This is a genomic window from Bacillus sp. AFS059628, from assembly GCF_002571225.1.
Classification (GTDB): domain Bacteria; phylum Bacillota; class Bacilli; order Bacillales; family Bacillaceae_G; genus Bacillus_A.
The window spans coordinates 80,934-95,868 of record NZ_NVEC01000061.1; the positions used below are offsets into that span (position 1 = coordinate 80,934).

At 35.4% G+C, this 14,935-nt stretch carries 13 protein-coding genes and 1 pseudogene; 1 reads left to right on the forward strand and 13 read right to left on the reverse strand.

Annotation, left to right across the window (positions count from 1 at the left end):
• Positions 1–87: 87 nt before the first annotated feature.
• The 11 genes from COL05_RS20760 to fabZ all read right to left on the reverse strand — a co-directional run bounded on the left by COL05_RS20760 (position 88) and on the right by fabZ (position 11,265).
• Entirely contained in the window at positions 88–1,290 is a 1,203-nt protein-coding gene (locus COL05_RS20760; RefSeq protein WP_098669978.1) for an ABC transporter permease, read from the reverse strand.
• On the reverse strand, positions 1,287–1,967 hold the full coding sequence (locus COL05_RS20765) for an ABC transporter ATP-binding protein (protein WP_063221853.1): 681 nt from the start codon (positions 1,965–1,967) through the stop codon (positions 1,287–1,289). Before COL05_RS20765 ends, COL05_RS20760 begins: the two co-directional genes overlap by 4 nt.
• A complete protein-coding gene (locus tag COL05_RS20770; protein WP_098669979.1) occupies positions 1,964–3,157 on the reverse strand; it encodes an efflux RND transporter periplasmic adaptor subunit in 1,194 nt (397 codons plus the stop codon). The genes COL05_RS20765 and COL05_RS20770 overlap by 4 nt, the downstream gene beginning before the upstream one ends.
• Positions 3,158–3,396: 239 nt before the next feature.
• Positions 3,397–4,731, reverse strand: coding sequence for an MFS transporter (pgtP, locus tag COL05_RS20775; protein ID WP_098669980.1), 1,335 nt, complete (start codon positions 4,729–4,731; stop codon positions 3,397–3,399).
• Positions 4,732–4,750: 19 nt separating this feature from the next.
• Entirely contained in the window at positions 4,751–5,785 is a 1,035-nt protein-coding gene (locus COL05_RS20780) for an ABC transporter substrate-binding protein (RefSeq protein ID WP_098669981.1), read from the reverse strand.
• Positions 5,782–6,564: a DUF3919 family protein gene (locus tag COL05_RS20785; protein WP_098669982.1), complete on the reverse strand. Its 783-nt coding sequence runs from the start codon at positions 6,562–6,564 to the stop codon at positions 5,782–5,784. Before COL05_RS20785 ends, COL05_RS20780 begins: the two co-directional genes overlap by 4 nt.
• Before the next feature lie 66 nt (positions 6,565–6,630).
• Positions 6,631–8,061, reverse strand: a complete 1,431-nt coding sequence (locus COL05_RS20790; RefSeq protein ID WP_098669983.1) for a HAMP domain-containing sensor histidine kinase — start codon at positions 8,059–8,061, stop codon at positions 6,631–6,633.
• An 11-nt stretch (positions 8,062–8,072) separates the two neighbouring features.
• A complete protein-coding gene (locus tag COL05_RS20795) occupies positions 8,073–8,744 on the reverse strand; it encodes a response regulator transcription factor (RefSeq protein ID WP_098669984.1) in 672 nt (223 codons plus the stop codon).
• A gap of 224 nt (positions 8,745–8,968) precedes the next feature.
• Entirely contained in the window at positions 8,969–9,880 is a 912-nt protein-coding gene (gene tagU, locus COL05_RS20800) for a polyisoprenyl-teichoic acid--peptidoglycan teichoic acid transferase TagU (RefSeq protein WP_098669985.1), read from the reverse strand.
• Between the two features lie 366 nt (positions 9,881–10,246).
• Positions 10,247–10,444: a hypothetical protein gene (locus COL05_RS20805; protein ID WP_098669986.1), complete on the reverse strand. Its 198-nt coding sequence runs from the start codon at positions 10,442–10,444 to the stop codon at positions 10,247–10,249.
• Between the two features lie 386 nt (positions 10,445–10,830).
• Positions 10,831–11,265 carry a 3-hydroxyacyl-ACP dehydratase FabZ gene (fabZ, locus tag COL05_RS20810; RefSeq protein WP_070807206.1) on the reverse strand — a complete coding sequence of 145 codons (435 nt, stop codon included), beginning with the start codon at positions 11,263–11,265 and terminating at the stop codon, positions 10,831–10,833.
• A gap of 502 nt (positions 11,266–11,767) precedes the next feature.
• Between fabZ and COL05_RS20815 the strand changes: the two genes are divergently transcribed.
• On the forward strand, positions 11,768–12,211 hold the full coding sequence (locus COL05_RS20815) for an SRPBCC family protein (RefSeq protein WP_098669987.1): 444 nt from the start codon (positions 11,768–11,770) through the stop codon (positions 12,209–12,211).
• Between the two features lie 56 nt (positions 12,212–12,267).
• On the opposite strand, the pseudogene COL05_RS20820 reads toward COL05_RS20815, so the two are convergent.
• Together COL05_RS20820 and tagH are read right to left on the reverse strand one after the other, a co-directional pair.
• A pseudogene (locus tag COL05_RS20820) lies at positions 12,268–13,033 on the reverse strand (UTP--glucose-1-phosphate uridylyltransferase); the annotation flags it as partial.
• 256 nt (positions 13,034–13,289) lie between these two features.
• The gene (gene tagH / locus COL05_RS20825; RefSeq protein WP_098669988.1) at positions 13,290–14,927 is read right to left on the reverse strand and encodes a teichoic acids export ABC transporter ATP-binding subunit TagH; all 1,638 of its coding nucleotides are present in this window, start codon (positions 14,925–14,927) and stop codon (positions 13,290–13,292) included.
• Positions 14,928–14,935 lie beyond the last annotated feature (8 nt).

Below are 14,935 nucleotides of genomic sequence, written 5' to 3' on the forward strand. Positions count from 1 at the left end.
GCGGTTCACTTCCTCACATGGAGGCTACGAACCGCCCACTAGAACGGTGATATGTAGTAGAGAGCCTCTCTCTACTACACTACTAACTTACTCATAACGTAATGCTTCAATTGGATCTAATTTCGCAGCTTTGTTTGCTGGAATTAATCCGAAAATAATACCAAGTGTCATAGAGAACAGTACGCCTCCAACGACAACTTCCCATGAAACGAGTGGTGGCCATTTCGCAAATGTGGAAACGATATAGGCCCCGCCATATCCAAGACCAATTCCAATTAAACCACCTAGAAGTGTTAACATAACTGCTTCAATTAAAAACTGTAATAAAATTTTACTACGTGTTGCTCCAAGTGCTTTACGTATTCCAATTTCGCGCGTACGCTCCGTTACGGATACGAGCATAATGTTCATAACACCAATACCACCAACGACTAATGAAATACCTGCGATACCACCGATAATCATCGTCATGATGTTAGTTACTTTAGAAACATTTTCTTGGAATTCTTTTAAGTTCACCAGTTCATATTTACCTGGAATTTCACTTGGCTTACGACTATTTAATACATCAACAGCTTGTTTCCCAGCCTTTTCTAAATCATCTACATTTTTAGCTTGAACTGCGATATTTTGAATATCATCTGTTCCGAATAAAATAGGCCATAACGTAAGGGGGATTAATCCTTCTTCCATTTCAAATCCCATAAACTCATTATCAGATGTATACACACCAACAATTTGCATTGGCTGCCCCTTCATCTCAATAATTTGTCCAACTGGGTTTACGTCCTTAAATAACGTTTCTTCTGTTTTTGTACTAATCATCATAACGTTATTTGCATGAGTAATATCTGATTCACTTAAAGTACGTCCCTTTACGACCTTTACTTTATTAACTGCAAAATATTCATTATCAAGACCAATAACATTCAGATTTGCCTTTTTATCATTTACATCAAGTATCTCCATCCCCTGATTTGTTGTAATAACGTGGGATACATCCTTCACTTGTTTTACTTCCATAATATCTTCTTCCGTTAACTTCGGTATTTCATGCCCGCCCATATTAAACTCATCATTAATATCTGCTTTAAATTGAATTGGCATTAGGTTATTACCACCAGAACCTGCGAATTTCGACTTCAGCATCGCTTCCCCGCCTTGCCCAATCGCAACGACAGTAATAATAGAACCTACCCCGATAATAATACCGAGCATCGTAAGAGCTGAACGCAGTTTATGAGCTAAAATAGAAGATAGGGCAATTTTTATACTATCTAGTAAACTCATACCGCACACCTTCTATCTTCTGTAATTTTCCCATCTCGCAATACAATGCGGCGGGAAGAATACGCTGCTACTTCCTCTTCATGTGTAACCATAACAATCGTTGTACCTTCTGCATTAAGCTTCGTGAAAATATCCATAACTTGCTCACCAGACTTCGTATCAAGCGCACCAGTCGGCTCATCGGCCATAATGAATGTTGGATTATTGGCAATCGCTCTTGCAATTGCTACACGCTGCTTCTGTCCACCTGATAACTCATTCGGTAAATGATGCACGCGATCGGCTAATCCAACTTTACCTAACGCCTCTAAAGCACGCTTACGACGCTCTGCCTTCTTCACGCCGCCATATACGAGCGGAAGCTCAACATTTTCCACTGCTGAAAGGCGCGGCAGCAAATTAAAGTGCTGAAACACAAAACCAATATACTCATTACGAATTAATGCAAGCTTTGACTCATCTGCTGTTAAGATATTCACATCATTCAGCATATATTCGCCTTCTGTTGGACGATCTAAACAACCGATAATATTCATAAGCGTTGATTTACCAGAACCAGACGGTCCCATAATCGAAACGAATTCACCGCCCTGAATCGTTAAACTAATACCGTGCAAAATCGGCACTGCCAATTTTCCTTGATAATACGTTTTAGCAATATGATTTAACGTAATCATTTCTCTTTCACTTCCATCCCGTCATACACATCGTTGGAAGGATTTTTAACCACCTTTTGCCCCACTGTTACGCCTTCTACAACCTCTGTCCAGTCTCCATCAGTAGAACCTTTTTTCACATTTTGTTTACGAAGCTTTCCTTTATCCTCAACATAAACAAATGCATCATCGTCTTTTTCTACAATACTCTTAGTCGGAACAGCAATCATCTTCTTATTCTCTAAATTTACTTGCAGAGAAACGTGATAACCCGGAGATAAACCATCTTGACTATCAAGGCTTGCCTTATATGTATATTGGGACATATTTTGAGTCGCTTCACCCATACCACCAGCCTGCGCCATCTCTGCACTCGTTGGGAATTCACTTACCTCTGTAATCTTACCTGTCCACTTTTTCTTATTATTTGCTTTCGCAGTTACAGTAAATGTTTGATCCTTTTGAATTTGTGACTTTTGAAGCTCAGTTAACGTCCCTTGAATTTGGAACGGATCTTTAGAAGCTACTTGTAAAAATGCTTTCCCTTGACCACCTAACGCTTGAGATGAACTTTGCGCCGCATCCTTATCTAACTTTTGAACGACACCAGCAAAATTACTATAAATCGTAAGTTCTTTCTGCTTTTTACTTAACTCTTCTTTTTGTAACTTCCCTTTTTCTTTCTCAAGATCAGTTGTCTTTTGCGCTATTTCCAGCTCACTTACTTGCTCTTCCATCGGATCTGTTACTTCTTTCCCAGCTCCGCTATCTTTCGCTTTCTTAATTTCTTTCTTCAGCGAATCAATCTTCTTCTTCCCTTGATCATAACGCATATCAGCCATCTTCTGATCAAGCTCAGCTTGCTTCATTTGCAAATTAATCTCTTCATTATCATAAGAGAATAACTTCGCGCCTTTCTCTACTTCTTGTCCTTCTTTTACTTCAATATCTTTCACTTTTCCTTTAGTTGGATCCGCATAGAAGCTTTCAATATTCCCAGGCTTCACCTGACCAGAAATTAGCTTCGTATTATTCAGCTTTCGCTCCGTTACCTTCTCAAAGCTTACAGCGTCAGCCGTTGTTGCTGCGCCTTTCTTCTTACCTTGCATTACAAAAATATTAACTGCTGCTACAATAACAATTAGTGCAATAACCCCAATAATAATCCACTTCTTCTTCTTGTTTGGAGTACGAACCGTATTTGGTACCATATTCTCTCTCCTTTTATAACTTAATAGTTTAATATAAAAATTGTATAAAACTTTCTGAAAACAAATTACATATTATTACATTCTTTTTACAAAGTTTTACACATCCATTTATATTGTAACAAAAATTCCAATGATTAGAAATATGACATATTGTCTTTTAAGATAGATTTAAGGAAAGATTATATTCATATAAGAAAAGCTATCCAAAATAATAATTGGATAGCTTTTCAAACAAAATATTAAGCTGCTTTAGGAGCTTTTCTTTCATGTCCACGTTGAACGATGAACAAGAAGACTGTCGATAAAATTGCACCTGTTAATAGTAAAATGAAACAACCATCCCAGCCAGAACGATCAACAATAACACCGATTGCTGCGTTTGCTACAAGGCTTCCACCTACATAACCGAACAGACCACACATACCAACTGTCGTACCTACTGCAAATTTCGGTACTAATTCCATCGCACTTAAACCGATTAAGAACTGTGGTACGTAAATTAAACAACCGATAATAGAAACTGCAATACTTACAACAAGTATGCTAGTTGCTTGCCAATATACAAACGTACCAATAACAACTCCCACCATACTAATGATACATAATGGCATACGTTTTCCTTTAAATAGTTTATCACTTAAAAAACCAACGATTAATGAACTTGGAATTGCCATACCTTCAAAGATTGCGTACGCCGCGTGTGCTTCATTTTTTGAGAACCCTTTAACTGTCGTTAAATAAAGTGGAACCCAGTTAATAACACCGAAACGAATTAAATAAACAAATGCATTCGCAATACATAAGAACCATACAAATTTATTTTTCACTACATACTTCATTAAAATTTCTTTTGGTGACATCTTGTTAGCATTATCCGCTTTTTCAAGATTTTCATAGTCATTACGATACTCATCAATTGGAGGAAGACCTTCTGATTCTGGTGTATCCTTCGCATTAATCCAAACAAGAACTGCAATTACCATTGCGATAATCGCTGGGAAAATAAACACGCCGCCTTGCCAGTGGTTTTCACCGAAAATACCTACACCAATTCCGACAAGTGGTGGTACAAGCATTCCACCAACGTTATGTGAAATATTCCAAAGACCTGTTTTCGTACCACGTTCTTTCTTTGAGAACCATTTTGTCATAACGATACTACAAGGGGGTGCTCCCATACCTTGTACAATACCATTTAGAACAAGTAATGTAACAATCATTCCAAATGACGATGCAAAACCGAAACAAATATTTACAAGCCCTGATAAGAATAAACCGACTGCAATAAAGCGCTGGGCGAAAGCTTTATCTGATAAATTCCCCATAAAGAACTTACTAAATCCATAAACAATTGCCATTACTGAACCTAGTAGACCAATTTCAGCCGTACTAAAGCCATATTCTTGTACTAAATACGTACTTGATAACGTAAAGTTACTACGAACTAAATAATAAGCAGCATATCCAACTGAAATCCCGATTAACACACGAATACGTAGTAATCGATATACACGATCGATCATATCCGCTGGCAATCTTTCAATTGCAGGTGCTGGCTTGAGCCATTTAAACATATTCTTTCGTCTCCTTTTCTCACTTCTGAGAGAGACGTTGTCTATTCCATATCTCGATTATTCCGCTATTTGATATATTTTGGTTTGTTCTTCTAACCGGCTGTCCTTCTATTTCTTTCTCATTCTTCGCAAACATTGTTGGCACGCCAAACGAAACTTTTTCTAAAATGTGACCCGCTTCTTCCGATAAACAATAATCAATAAATAAATCCGCAATAATACCATTCGGTGCACGCTTTAGTTTCGAAATCGCATTAACAGATAATCCTGTTTGCTCAGGTACAATACTTACAACTGGAAAGCCTTGTTTTTGAAGCATTCTCTGATCTCCCATGAAATTCATGCCTATCATATACTCACCACTCGCAACAAGCTCTACTGGTATGTAACCATTCACTGTTACTTCACCAACTTGTCCTGCGAGTTTCTTAACATATTCCTTCGCTTCCTCTTCACCTACAGTTTCAATAAGTGATTGAAAAAACGTATATGCTGTTCCTGATACATTTGGATCTGGCATCACAATCTTTCCCTTATACACTGGATTTAATAAATCTTGCCACCTTGATGGATAAGGAAGTCCGAGCGGTGCTATTTCTTCATTCCACCGCTCTTTATTGATCGCAATTGCTAGCTTCTCCACTTCATAACCGTACCAATAACCGTCTTTATCTGTAACAGTTTTTGAAATACGGTTCGCATGCTGACTCGTAACAGGAATAGATAGATTTTTTTGTTTCATCATTTGATGCGCATCTACCGTACCGCCAATAATAATATCCGCTTTCGGATTTCCAGCTTCCTCTTCTACCCTCCGAAGAAGCTCCTCTGTCGAAAGACGAATAAACTCATACGTACAGCCGCGTGGTTTACAAAATGACGAAAGCAAAGCTTCACCAACTTCCTCGCGAGCTGCCACATACGCAACAAGATGACGATCATCCAAAATAGGGAGACCACTTTTATTATATTTAATAGAGGTTGTATCTCGAGAGCAACTAGACATCGCTCCTCCAATTACTAGCAAAAAGAAGAAAAAGGCTATCTTTCTCATGACACATTCTCCTTTACAAATACATTTGCGAGGGAGCTTTTCATATACATGACATTCCCATTATTATCACCGAGATATTGCACAACAAAATACGATGGATATACAGAAATAGTAAGAACGTCTTCTCGCTCATTCTTTATACGCTTCCCTGTTTTATAAGCGGTAATATAAGCAATCGGTTCATTCTGTGATTGTAATAATTTCTGTATTTCTCCGTAATCTGTAATTTGCTTTGCGTATCGAATTGAATCAAATATTTGCGTAAGATTCATCGTACGTTCTACATCACCTTGACGTACTATGACATCCTGTGCTGACGCAAAAAAGTCATGAATACGTTCTGGCGTGTAATACAGGCTTAACAAATACGTTTGAAATGCTGAGATCATTGGATCCGTACCATTCTTTCCGTACATATCAGCCCCGTACTGGAACAAGTCACCTACTGCAAAAGTACGTTTCTGTCCATTCAAGTACGTTACTTCTCCAGTAAATACTTGTTCTTGACTCTTAGCTTCTCTCGGTTCTATTTGAATTCGGTCAAAGAATGAAACAATCGTATGCAAACGAACTTCATCCGTTATAACAATTTCTCCCCACTTTTCATGCCTAACCTTCATTTCAGTAGGCAGGGATTCATTCACTCTTTGTAAAACAGTTTGTTTGTCATTCACTATTGTGATTCGATTGTATATTTGCTTCTCCATCACATAAAACAAAATAAGAGAAAAGATTATACAAAGAACAAACATAAGAATTTGAAATGATAGCCTTTTCATTTCTGCCTACCTCCAAGATAAAAAAACGTTGTTTCGAAAATACCGCATAATTGTTTCATAAATGTATCATTTAACCGCTTTCAATTGTTTTATGTCTTCCATCCGTCTTGGAAGCAAAAATGTAATAAATATTGTAGTACCAACCGCTTCACTACTCTCAATTCGCATACTTCCGCCCTGCTTATTCATAATCTCCTGACAAATATACAAACCGTAACCATTCCCGTAACTAGAAGGAAGTACCTTCCCTTCTGGTGATCCATTCCACTCTGCAAGCACACCTTCATCTATACCAATACCATCATCATGAACAAACACCTTCGCCTCACGTTCATTTACAATTACATTCATCCGAATTTGCGTAGCATCGCTATATTTTATAGCATTATCGAGCACGTTTAAGAATATCTGCTTCGTCTTATCAAAATCCGCAACAACGTGTACATCTGTTAACTCATTTATCATTTCAATCTCAAATTTCTGCAGGCGAGGTTTCACAATTGAAACTGCTTCTTCAGCCAATTCCCTTATATTCACAACTGTAGGTGACACTTCAAACGTACTCGTCCCGTACTTTGAAGACTTAAGTAATTCCTCTACAAGTGATAATAAACGCTCACTTTCTACAGCTACATAACGCAGGCTCTCCTGTACATCTTCCTTCGCCTTTAACTTCGGAATTAAATCCACGTAGCCAATAATCGCCGTTAGCGGTGTTTTCAGCTCATGTGTAATGCGGTCTAAGAAATCTTTCTGCTTTTCTTTCTCCTCCTTCAATTGCTTAATATGCAGTTCAATTCCATCAGCCATCGCATTAAAAGAGGCTGAAAGCTGAGCAATTTCCACATATTCATTTAGCTCAATCTTACTTTTATAATCACCATTCGCAAGTCGGTGCGCCATTTGTCTTAACTGATCAATCGGCTTATGGAGAGAATTTGCCAAACGAATCGCAAAGAAAATACCCGCAGCTACTAAACAAAGAGACGTCATTAAAAACGTCCAACCGACATTTGTTAAAATTTCCTTCTCACCCGTTAACTCATTTATAAACCGAACACTTCCAATGACATCGTTTCCATAATATACCGGGCTTGAAAATAAAAGAATTGGAGCCGGGTCTCCCTCTTCAAAAACATACGATTTCTTCCCCTTCAAAGAACTCTCAATATCAATATTCCGGTGAAGAAGTGCTCCCTTTTGCGTATCCGCAACAACATCTCCATTCTTCCCAATCATCTGTACACGGACATCCATACGCTTCGCTAAATACGAAGCAATTAAAAGTGAATTCGGACCGAGCGTCTCGACCTCTGCTTCCTTCTCTAAATAATTCATCGTATAAATTTGTGCTTCTACACTTAACTTCTCCAAAGAATTTGCTGCATTATGATACATATTCTTTTCTAACGTAATATAAACAACTGCATACAAAAGAACAAAAATCGGGATTAACAGTCCAACTATTCCAAACACCATATTTCTTTTTAAAGACATACCATCACCACTTAACAATCCAGTTTATAGCCAACGCCATAAATTGTCTTAATATATTCCCCGCTATTCCCTAACTTCTTCCGCAGTCTTTGCACCATAATATCAACCGCTCTCGTATTTCCGATATACTCAAACCCCCATACCTTCTCAAGTAACTCATCTCGCATAAATACACGCTGCGGATTTGAAATAAACAACTGACATAAATTAAACTCTCGGTACGTCAACTGAATTTCTTGTCCACTAACATGCACCTTTCTTTCCTTAGGACAGATTGTTATCTCTCCCGCCCTGATTACTTCATGACTTACCGTTACCTCTTTCTTCTTCACGCGCCGCGTCATATTCTTAACCCGAAGAATAAGCTCTGCATAATTAAATGGCTTCGTCACATAATCATCAGCACCAAGCTGCAACCCAAGCAATTTATCATTCATCTGACTCTTTGCAGTTAACATGAGTACTGGAATATCTCGATCCTTCTCACGGAACAAACGAAGCAACTCATAGCCATCTTTATCTGGAAGCATAACATCCAAAATCAAAACATCCGGCCCTTCATTCCATCTCTCTAAAGCTTCTCTTCCGTCAGCCGCCGTAAGTACTTCATACCCTTCCATCTCAAGCTGCATCCGAATCAAATTACGAATACTCGATTCATCATCAACTACAAGTATTTTCATTATTTTCCTCCTTCCATTCCGTATTATAAGTACATTTTAGTATAGCAAAAATCCTATAAAAAAAGAGAGGGTATTGTCGAACATATGTTGAACGACAATACCCTCTCCCCTTTTATTATTTAGCTACAAAATAATCCGTTACATATTGTGCCCAAACTTCATGACCTTTAGCAGTTTGGAAACCGAATTCTGTCTAAAGAAGTTGGGTCATTACTTATTATTTATTACTTAGTTACTTCAAGATGCGCTCTTAATTTATTCGTTAAATCTTGTTTTGCTGCATCTGGAACATAGTAGTACCAAATGCCATCAGCAGCCTTGTGACCGTCACCTGGGATTTGGATATCCTCACTATTTTTCAAGCAATCTTTATAATTCTTTTGCATATCAAACATTTGATCTTGCGTTAAGTTAGTTTTCACATTCTTTTGAATTGCTGCTAATACATCTCCATAACCTGTTAAAGAAGAGAAGCTTGCACCTTTTTTGATAACACCTTGCATCACTTGACGCTGGCGCATCTGACGACCAAAGTCACCACGTGGATCTTGTTTACGCATACGTGTGAATGCTAGAGCTTGGTCACCTGTTAAATGAATATTTCCTTTCGCAAAATGATGTCCATCCTGCGTAAATTCTAAATCATTATTTACATCTACCCCACCAACAGCATCAACGATATCTTTAAAGCCTTCCATGTTCACTTCAATATAATAATTAATAGGAACATTCAAGAAGTTTTCTACTGTCGCTACAGACATATCTACTCCACCGAATGCATAAGCATGATTGATTTTATCGCTTTTGCCTTTTCCAACAATTTCTGTATAAGTATCACGAGGAATACTTACTGTTTTCATAGAGTTATTTTTAGGATTTAATGTAATCACCATTAAAGAATCCGAACGCCCCTTATCATCACCGCGCTCATCTGCCCCTAATAATAAAATTGACACTGGTTCACTCTTGCTAACTTTTTCTCCAACTTTATTGTTGTTTTGATCACGTTTTAAAGGTTGATGAACTTCCTTTAATGTATTAGATACAGAAGAATATACATTATAGGCATAAATTCCTCCACCTATGATTAGTACTCCGAGAATAACGAGTACCCAAAATAAAATTTTCTTTTTCATACCTTTACCCTCTTTATTAAAATTTTAAAATAATATATCTATTTTTATACTCCTCACTATATTACATTATTCTTGATTAAAAATAAAAGATAAATTAAACAAAGCAATTAGTATTTGCCAACAAAACAAGGAAAACTCCATCAATTAAATGATGAAGTTTTTTATTAGCTTCTACATTCATATGAATGTAACTTCTTTATAAAATAATAAGATTCAATCTTTTTATTTCTAATTCTTTTAAAGTTCGGCCATCCTCTCGCATTAATATGGATTTCTTCTATAATTATAAAATCCCTTGTTTCATGCATACCAAACACGAGTGATTTAATATTCGGATAATTAACCCTATACATCGTACCTTTTTCACTACTTTTCTTTGATGTACCAAATATCTTTTGAAATATCTTTGCAACTAACAGCTACATAGTCATCGCTCCAAACAAAATTACCGGATTTCAAAATTGCAATCATCCTTGGATTATTTTGATATAAAAACATATCGCCATCTTTAAACTTTCCATTCTCATAATCATGTAAAACCTCGTATAGCTTCACATTCATCATCTCTTTTTCTCTATTTTAATAAAATCATTTTATATTCCTTTTACTAAAAAGTTGTGATTTTCTTATGAAATCGCTGCGAACTTTTGTAATTTTTTTAAAATCTTTTCCTTATATGCTTAACAATTTAATTTATAAATTCTTACCTTTGCTTTATTCTTTCATCAAACTATAAATACCTGCAAATTTATATAAATTCCCTTCTTATTATTCCAATTTCTCCATAACTTATTTAATAAAAACTCTTACTCATATTCTAAAGTTTTCCTACTACTAAACTTATTTGTTAAACAAATCATATATTACTACTTGCAAATAAAATAGGTGGACACAAGGCTAAAAATTCAACCCGGTATCCACCCATCTGTATCAAAAACATTTTACGTTTACTATTCTTTTTTATCTCCAAGGGCGAACGTTATTTCTGTCTCACAAGCAATTTCACCATCTACAGTAGCAACTGCTTTTCCTTTTCCAATTGCTCCACGTACACGCGTCATTTCAACTTCTAAACGAAGTTGGTCACCTGGACGGACTTGTCGTTTAAAGCGGCAATTATCAATGCCTGCGAAGAATGCTAAGCGACCACGATTCTCTTCTTTCTTCAACATAGCAACAGCGCCAACTTGTGCTAACGCCTCTACAATTAAAACACCTGGCATTACAGGATAATCTGGAAAATGCCCATTAAAAAATTCTTCATTAGCTGTAACATTCTTTATCCCAATAGCACGCTTTCCTTCTTCTACTTCTAAAACTTTATCCACTAGTAGAAATGGATAGCGATGAGGAATTATTTCTTTAATTTGTTGAATATCTAGCATACACTTCTCTCCTTACACAAGATTGGTCATACCACCAGAAGTTATACTATCATTATCCCATTTTAAATCTCATTTGTCATTATAAAAAAGGATTTCAAAATTTCTCTTCTAAATAAAAAAATGTATACACTCTTTTCAATATGTATTATCACTGACACGGAGGTTGAAAAGAGTGTATACCCAAGTTAGGGAAAGGCAAATTATATCAAATATATTAAGCCTTAATGTCGTATTCAAGATTCATTATATATGACAAAAATAAGAAATTAAAACCTAATTTTCGACCTTTTTCGTATTAATTCCCTAATATTACTCATGATTTCTCTATTTTCCTTACATTCTCTTAAATGTGATATTTAGAAATATGAATTTTAATAAAAAATTATTAAAATTAAAGCAAAAACGCTTGTAATAGAATTTACATACCCATATTATAATAAAATGAATATGAGATTTTAGCCTAATTATTCAAATACCTTTATTTTTAGAAAGGGATCAAAAAATGGCAAAAGGTATACATACTATAGAGTTAAATACTTCACCAGACCAAATTTGGAAATTTATTAGTGATATAAACAATTGGGCTCCACTAGTAACAGGCTATGTTAAACATAAAATTATTGATGACAAACATTCAACTTGGCGTTTGCACGGTGATCTAGGATTTATCAAACGAGATGTTAATCTAAATGTTGAAATTATTGAATGGCAAATGCCTAATAAAATTAGCTTTACGATGACTTCTCCAGCAAAAAAATTAATTGGTAGCGGCTTTTTTCATGCTGAATCACTCTCTCCTTCTACTACGAAAATAACAAGTCAGTTAGAATTGCGAACAACTGGTAAAGGAGCCTTTGTTTTTAACGGTACCATAAAACCATTTGTTCCTAAAGTGACAAAGCAACTTTCTAAAAAAGTGGCAGATAAATTAATGAAACAGTTATAAAAAAACATCTCAGAAATTTATTGTACACTAAATTTCCGAGATGTTTTTTATGAAAGTTAATTATTAACCATATCTTTTTTTAATAATTTCTCCATATAGCTTAATAATTCATTCTTTAACCCATCATGCTGTAATGCCATTTCAATTGTTGTTTGAATGAATCCAAGCTTCTCTCCAACGTCGTATCGCTTTCCTTCGAAATCATAAGCAAATACTCTTTGTATCTCATTTAAGCGCTGAATAGCATCCGTCAACCGAATCTCGCCACCTGCTCCTGTTTGTTGATTCTCTAAGAGCGTAAAAATCTCAGGTGTTAATACATAGCGCCCCATAATTACTAAGTTAGATGGTGCTGTTCCTTGATCTGGTTTCTCTACAAACCTGCTAACCTGATAACTACGACCTTTTTGTACTAGTGGATCAATAATACCATAGCGATGTGTCTCCGTTTCCGGAACAGTTTGAACACCGATTACCGATGATTGTGTTGCCTCATATTGATCCATTAATTGGCGTAAGCATGGCGTTTCAGCTTGTACAATATCATCACCAAGTAAAACAGCAAATGGCTCATTACCAATAAACTTACGAGCACACCATACAGCATGACCTAAACCTTTCGGCTCTTTTTTGACGAATATAGTGGATATTAATTTTAGAAAACTCTTGCACCTTCTTAAGGATTTCATGTTTACCCTTTTCTAGTAAGTTCTGTTCCAACTCAAAAGAATGGTCAAAGTGATCTTCGATAGCACGCTTTCCTTTTCCAGTTACAATAATAATATCTTCAATTCCGGATTCAATCGCTTCTTCTAAAATGTATTACTTTAGTTGCTGGTAAAATTATTTTTTACTGTTTTCATTCCTACTCCATTCGTAGTTTATAACACGTATTTTTAATCATATTACTGCAAGTTATAATCTATATTTCAACTATTCTATTTTAAAAATTAAATATTCAAACTAAAAATCCCAATATACATTCAACATTTTAAGTTCCTTAGTTTTTATCAGCTACTTAACCATTCAAAATAAGAGTTATCTTTATAAAAAGATAACTCTCCAACAAAGCCTGTTACTATTGTTTTTTTACTATTGATATTGACTGAACCTCTTTATGTGTTTCATCGGAACGTGCGGAAATATAATAACTTTTAGTTTCATAAAAATAATTTTTTTCATTATCATTGTTCATCATTTCGGTACCTAATACTTCATGTAATTTTGCAAATGACATTGAAATATCTTGAAACACAACTTCAACAACTTTATCTTGTGAAATAACAAATTGAATATTTCCATCTTTAATAATTTTTTTCCCAACTTGATTCGGCAATGTAATTAAAGGGCTAGGGTATTCTACTTTTAGTTCATCAATTGCTTTCCCTAAATATCCTGAAGCAATTGCAACATTCGCACCGTATACACGCTTCAATAAATCGGTTAAATTTGTTAATTTTATATCTTCAGCCATTTCAGTTCCTAATTTAAATGGTTTCATATACTTTGTATTGATCCATCCACTTTCACCATTTAATAGCTTAACTTCTAGCCATTCTTCATTTTTTTCTACGCTCTTATCCTTAGTATCTACACTAAAAATCTCACCAAAATTTGCTACACCTATTTTATCACTATTTATCTTCGCTTCTTTACGGATACTAATCCCATTACTCATTACAACGTACTTCTGTACCTTTTCTTTTTCGCTTATCTTATTTTCAGATACAGTCTTACTTGAAACAATTTTTTCTGCATTGGTTTCTGCCTTATTAGAAACTAACAACATATCCTTATAATAAATGCCTGCAGTAATTCCAGCTACTATCACTGTTAAAACAATAGCAGGTATAACAATTTTTTTTCTCTTCGCTTTGACTTTACGGTAAGGCTTTCTTTTAATACTTGTAGAATTTTCTTGTAATAATCCGTGTTGACAATTCAATAACTCTTCTTCTTTTTGTTTTTCTCGTTCTTCTGCTGTCATTTGATTATATCTTCTTAAAAATCCTTCGTAATGCCCAACTACTTCATGTACATCCCCATACTCTTTAAATTGACCATAATGTAGCCAAAGAGCTTTTGTACAGAAGTTTTTCACTTGAGAAAGTGAATGACTAATAAAAAAGATAGTCTTCCCTTGATCCTTAAATTCATTCATTTTATCTAAACATTTTTTAGTAAACGTTTGATCTCCAACAGATAAAGCCTCATCAATTACCAAAATATCAGGATTAATATGAACTGAAATCGCAAATCCAATTCTAGACTTCATCCCACTTGAATAAGTCTTCACTGGTTGATACATAAATTTTCCTATATCTGCAAACTCAATAACTTTTGGTGTAATCTCTTTAATTTGCTCTTTCGTAAGCCCCATCATTAAGCCTTTTAGCTCAATATTCTCAAGCCCCGTTAACTGTCCATTTAATCCTGAAGATATTGCAATTAATGTTGCTGATCCTTTAATAGTGACTTTTCCTTTATTAGGGATTGTCACCCCAGCAATTAAATTAGATAGGGTACTTTTCCCCGAACCGTTTAGCCCAACAATACCAACTATCTCCCCTTCTGGTACTTCAAAGGATACATTATTTAAAGCGTAATGGTATTCACCATCTTGACTTTTAAAAAATAAATCTTTTAGCTTATCAGAGGGTTTTTTATACATTTTATACCTTTTTGTTACATGTTCGAATTTCACTTTATAATTCATTGAATCAT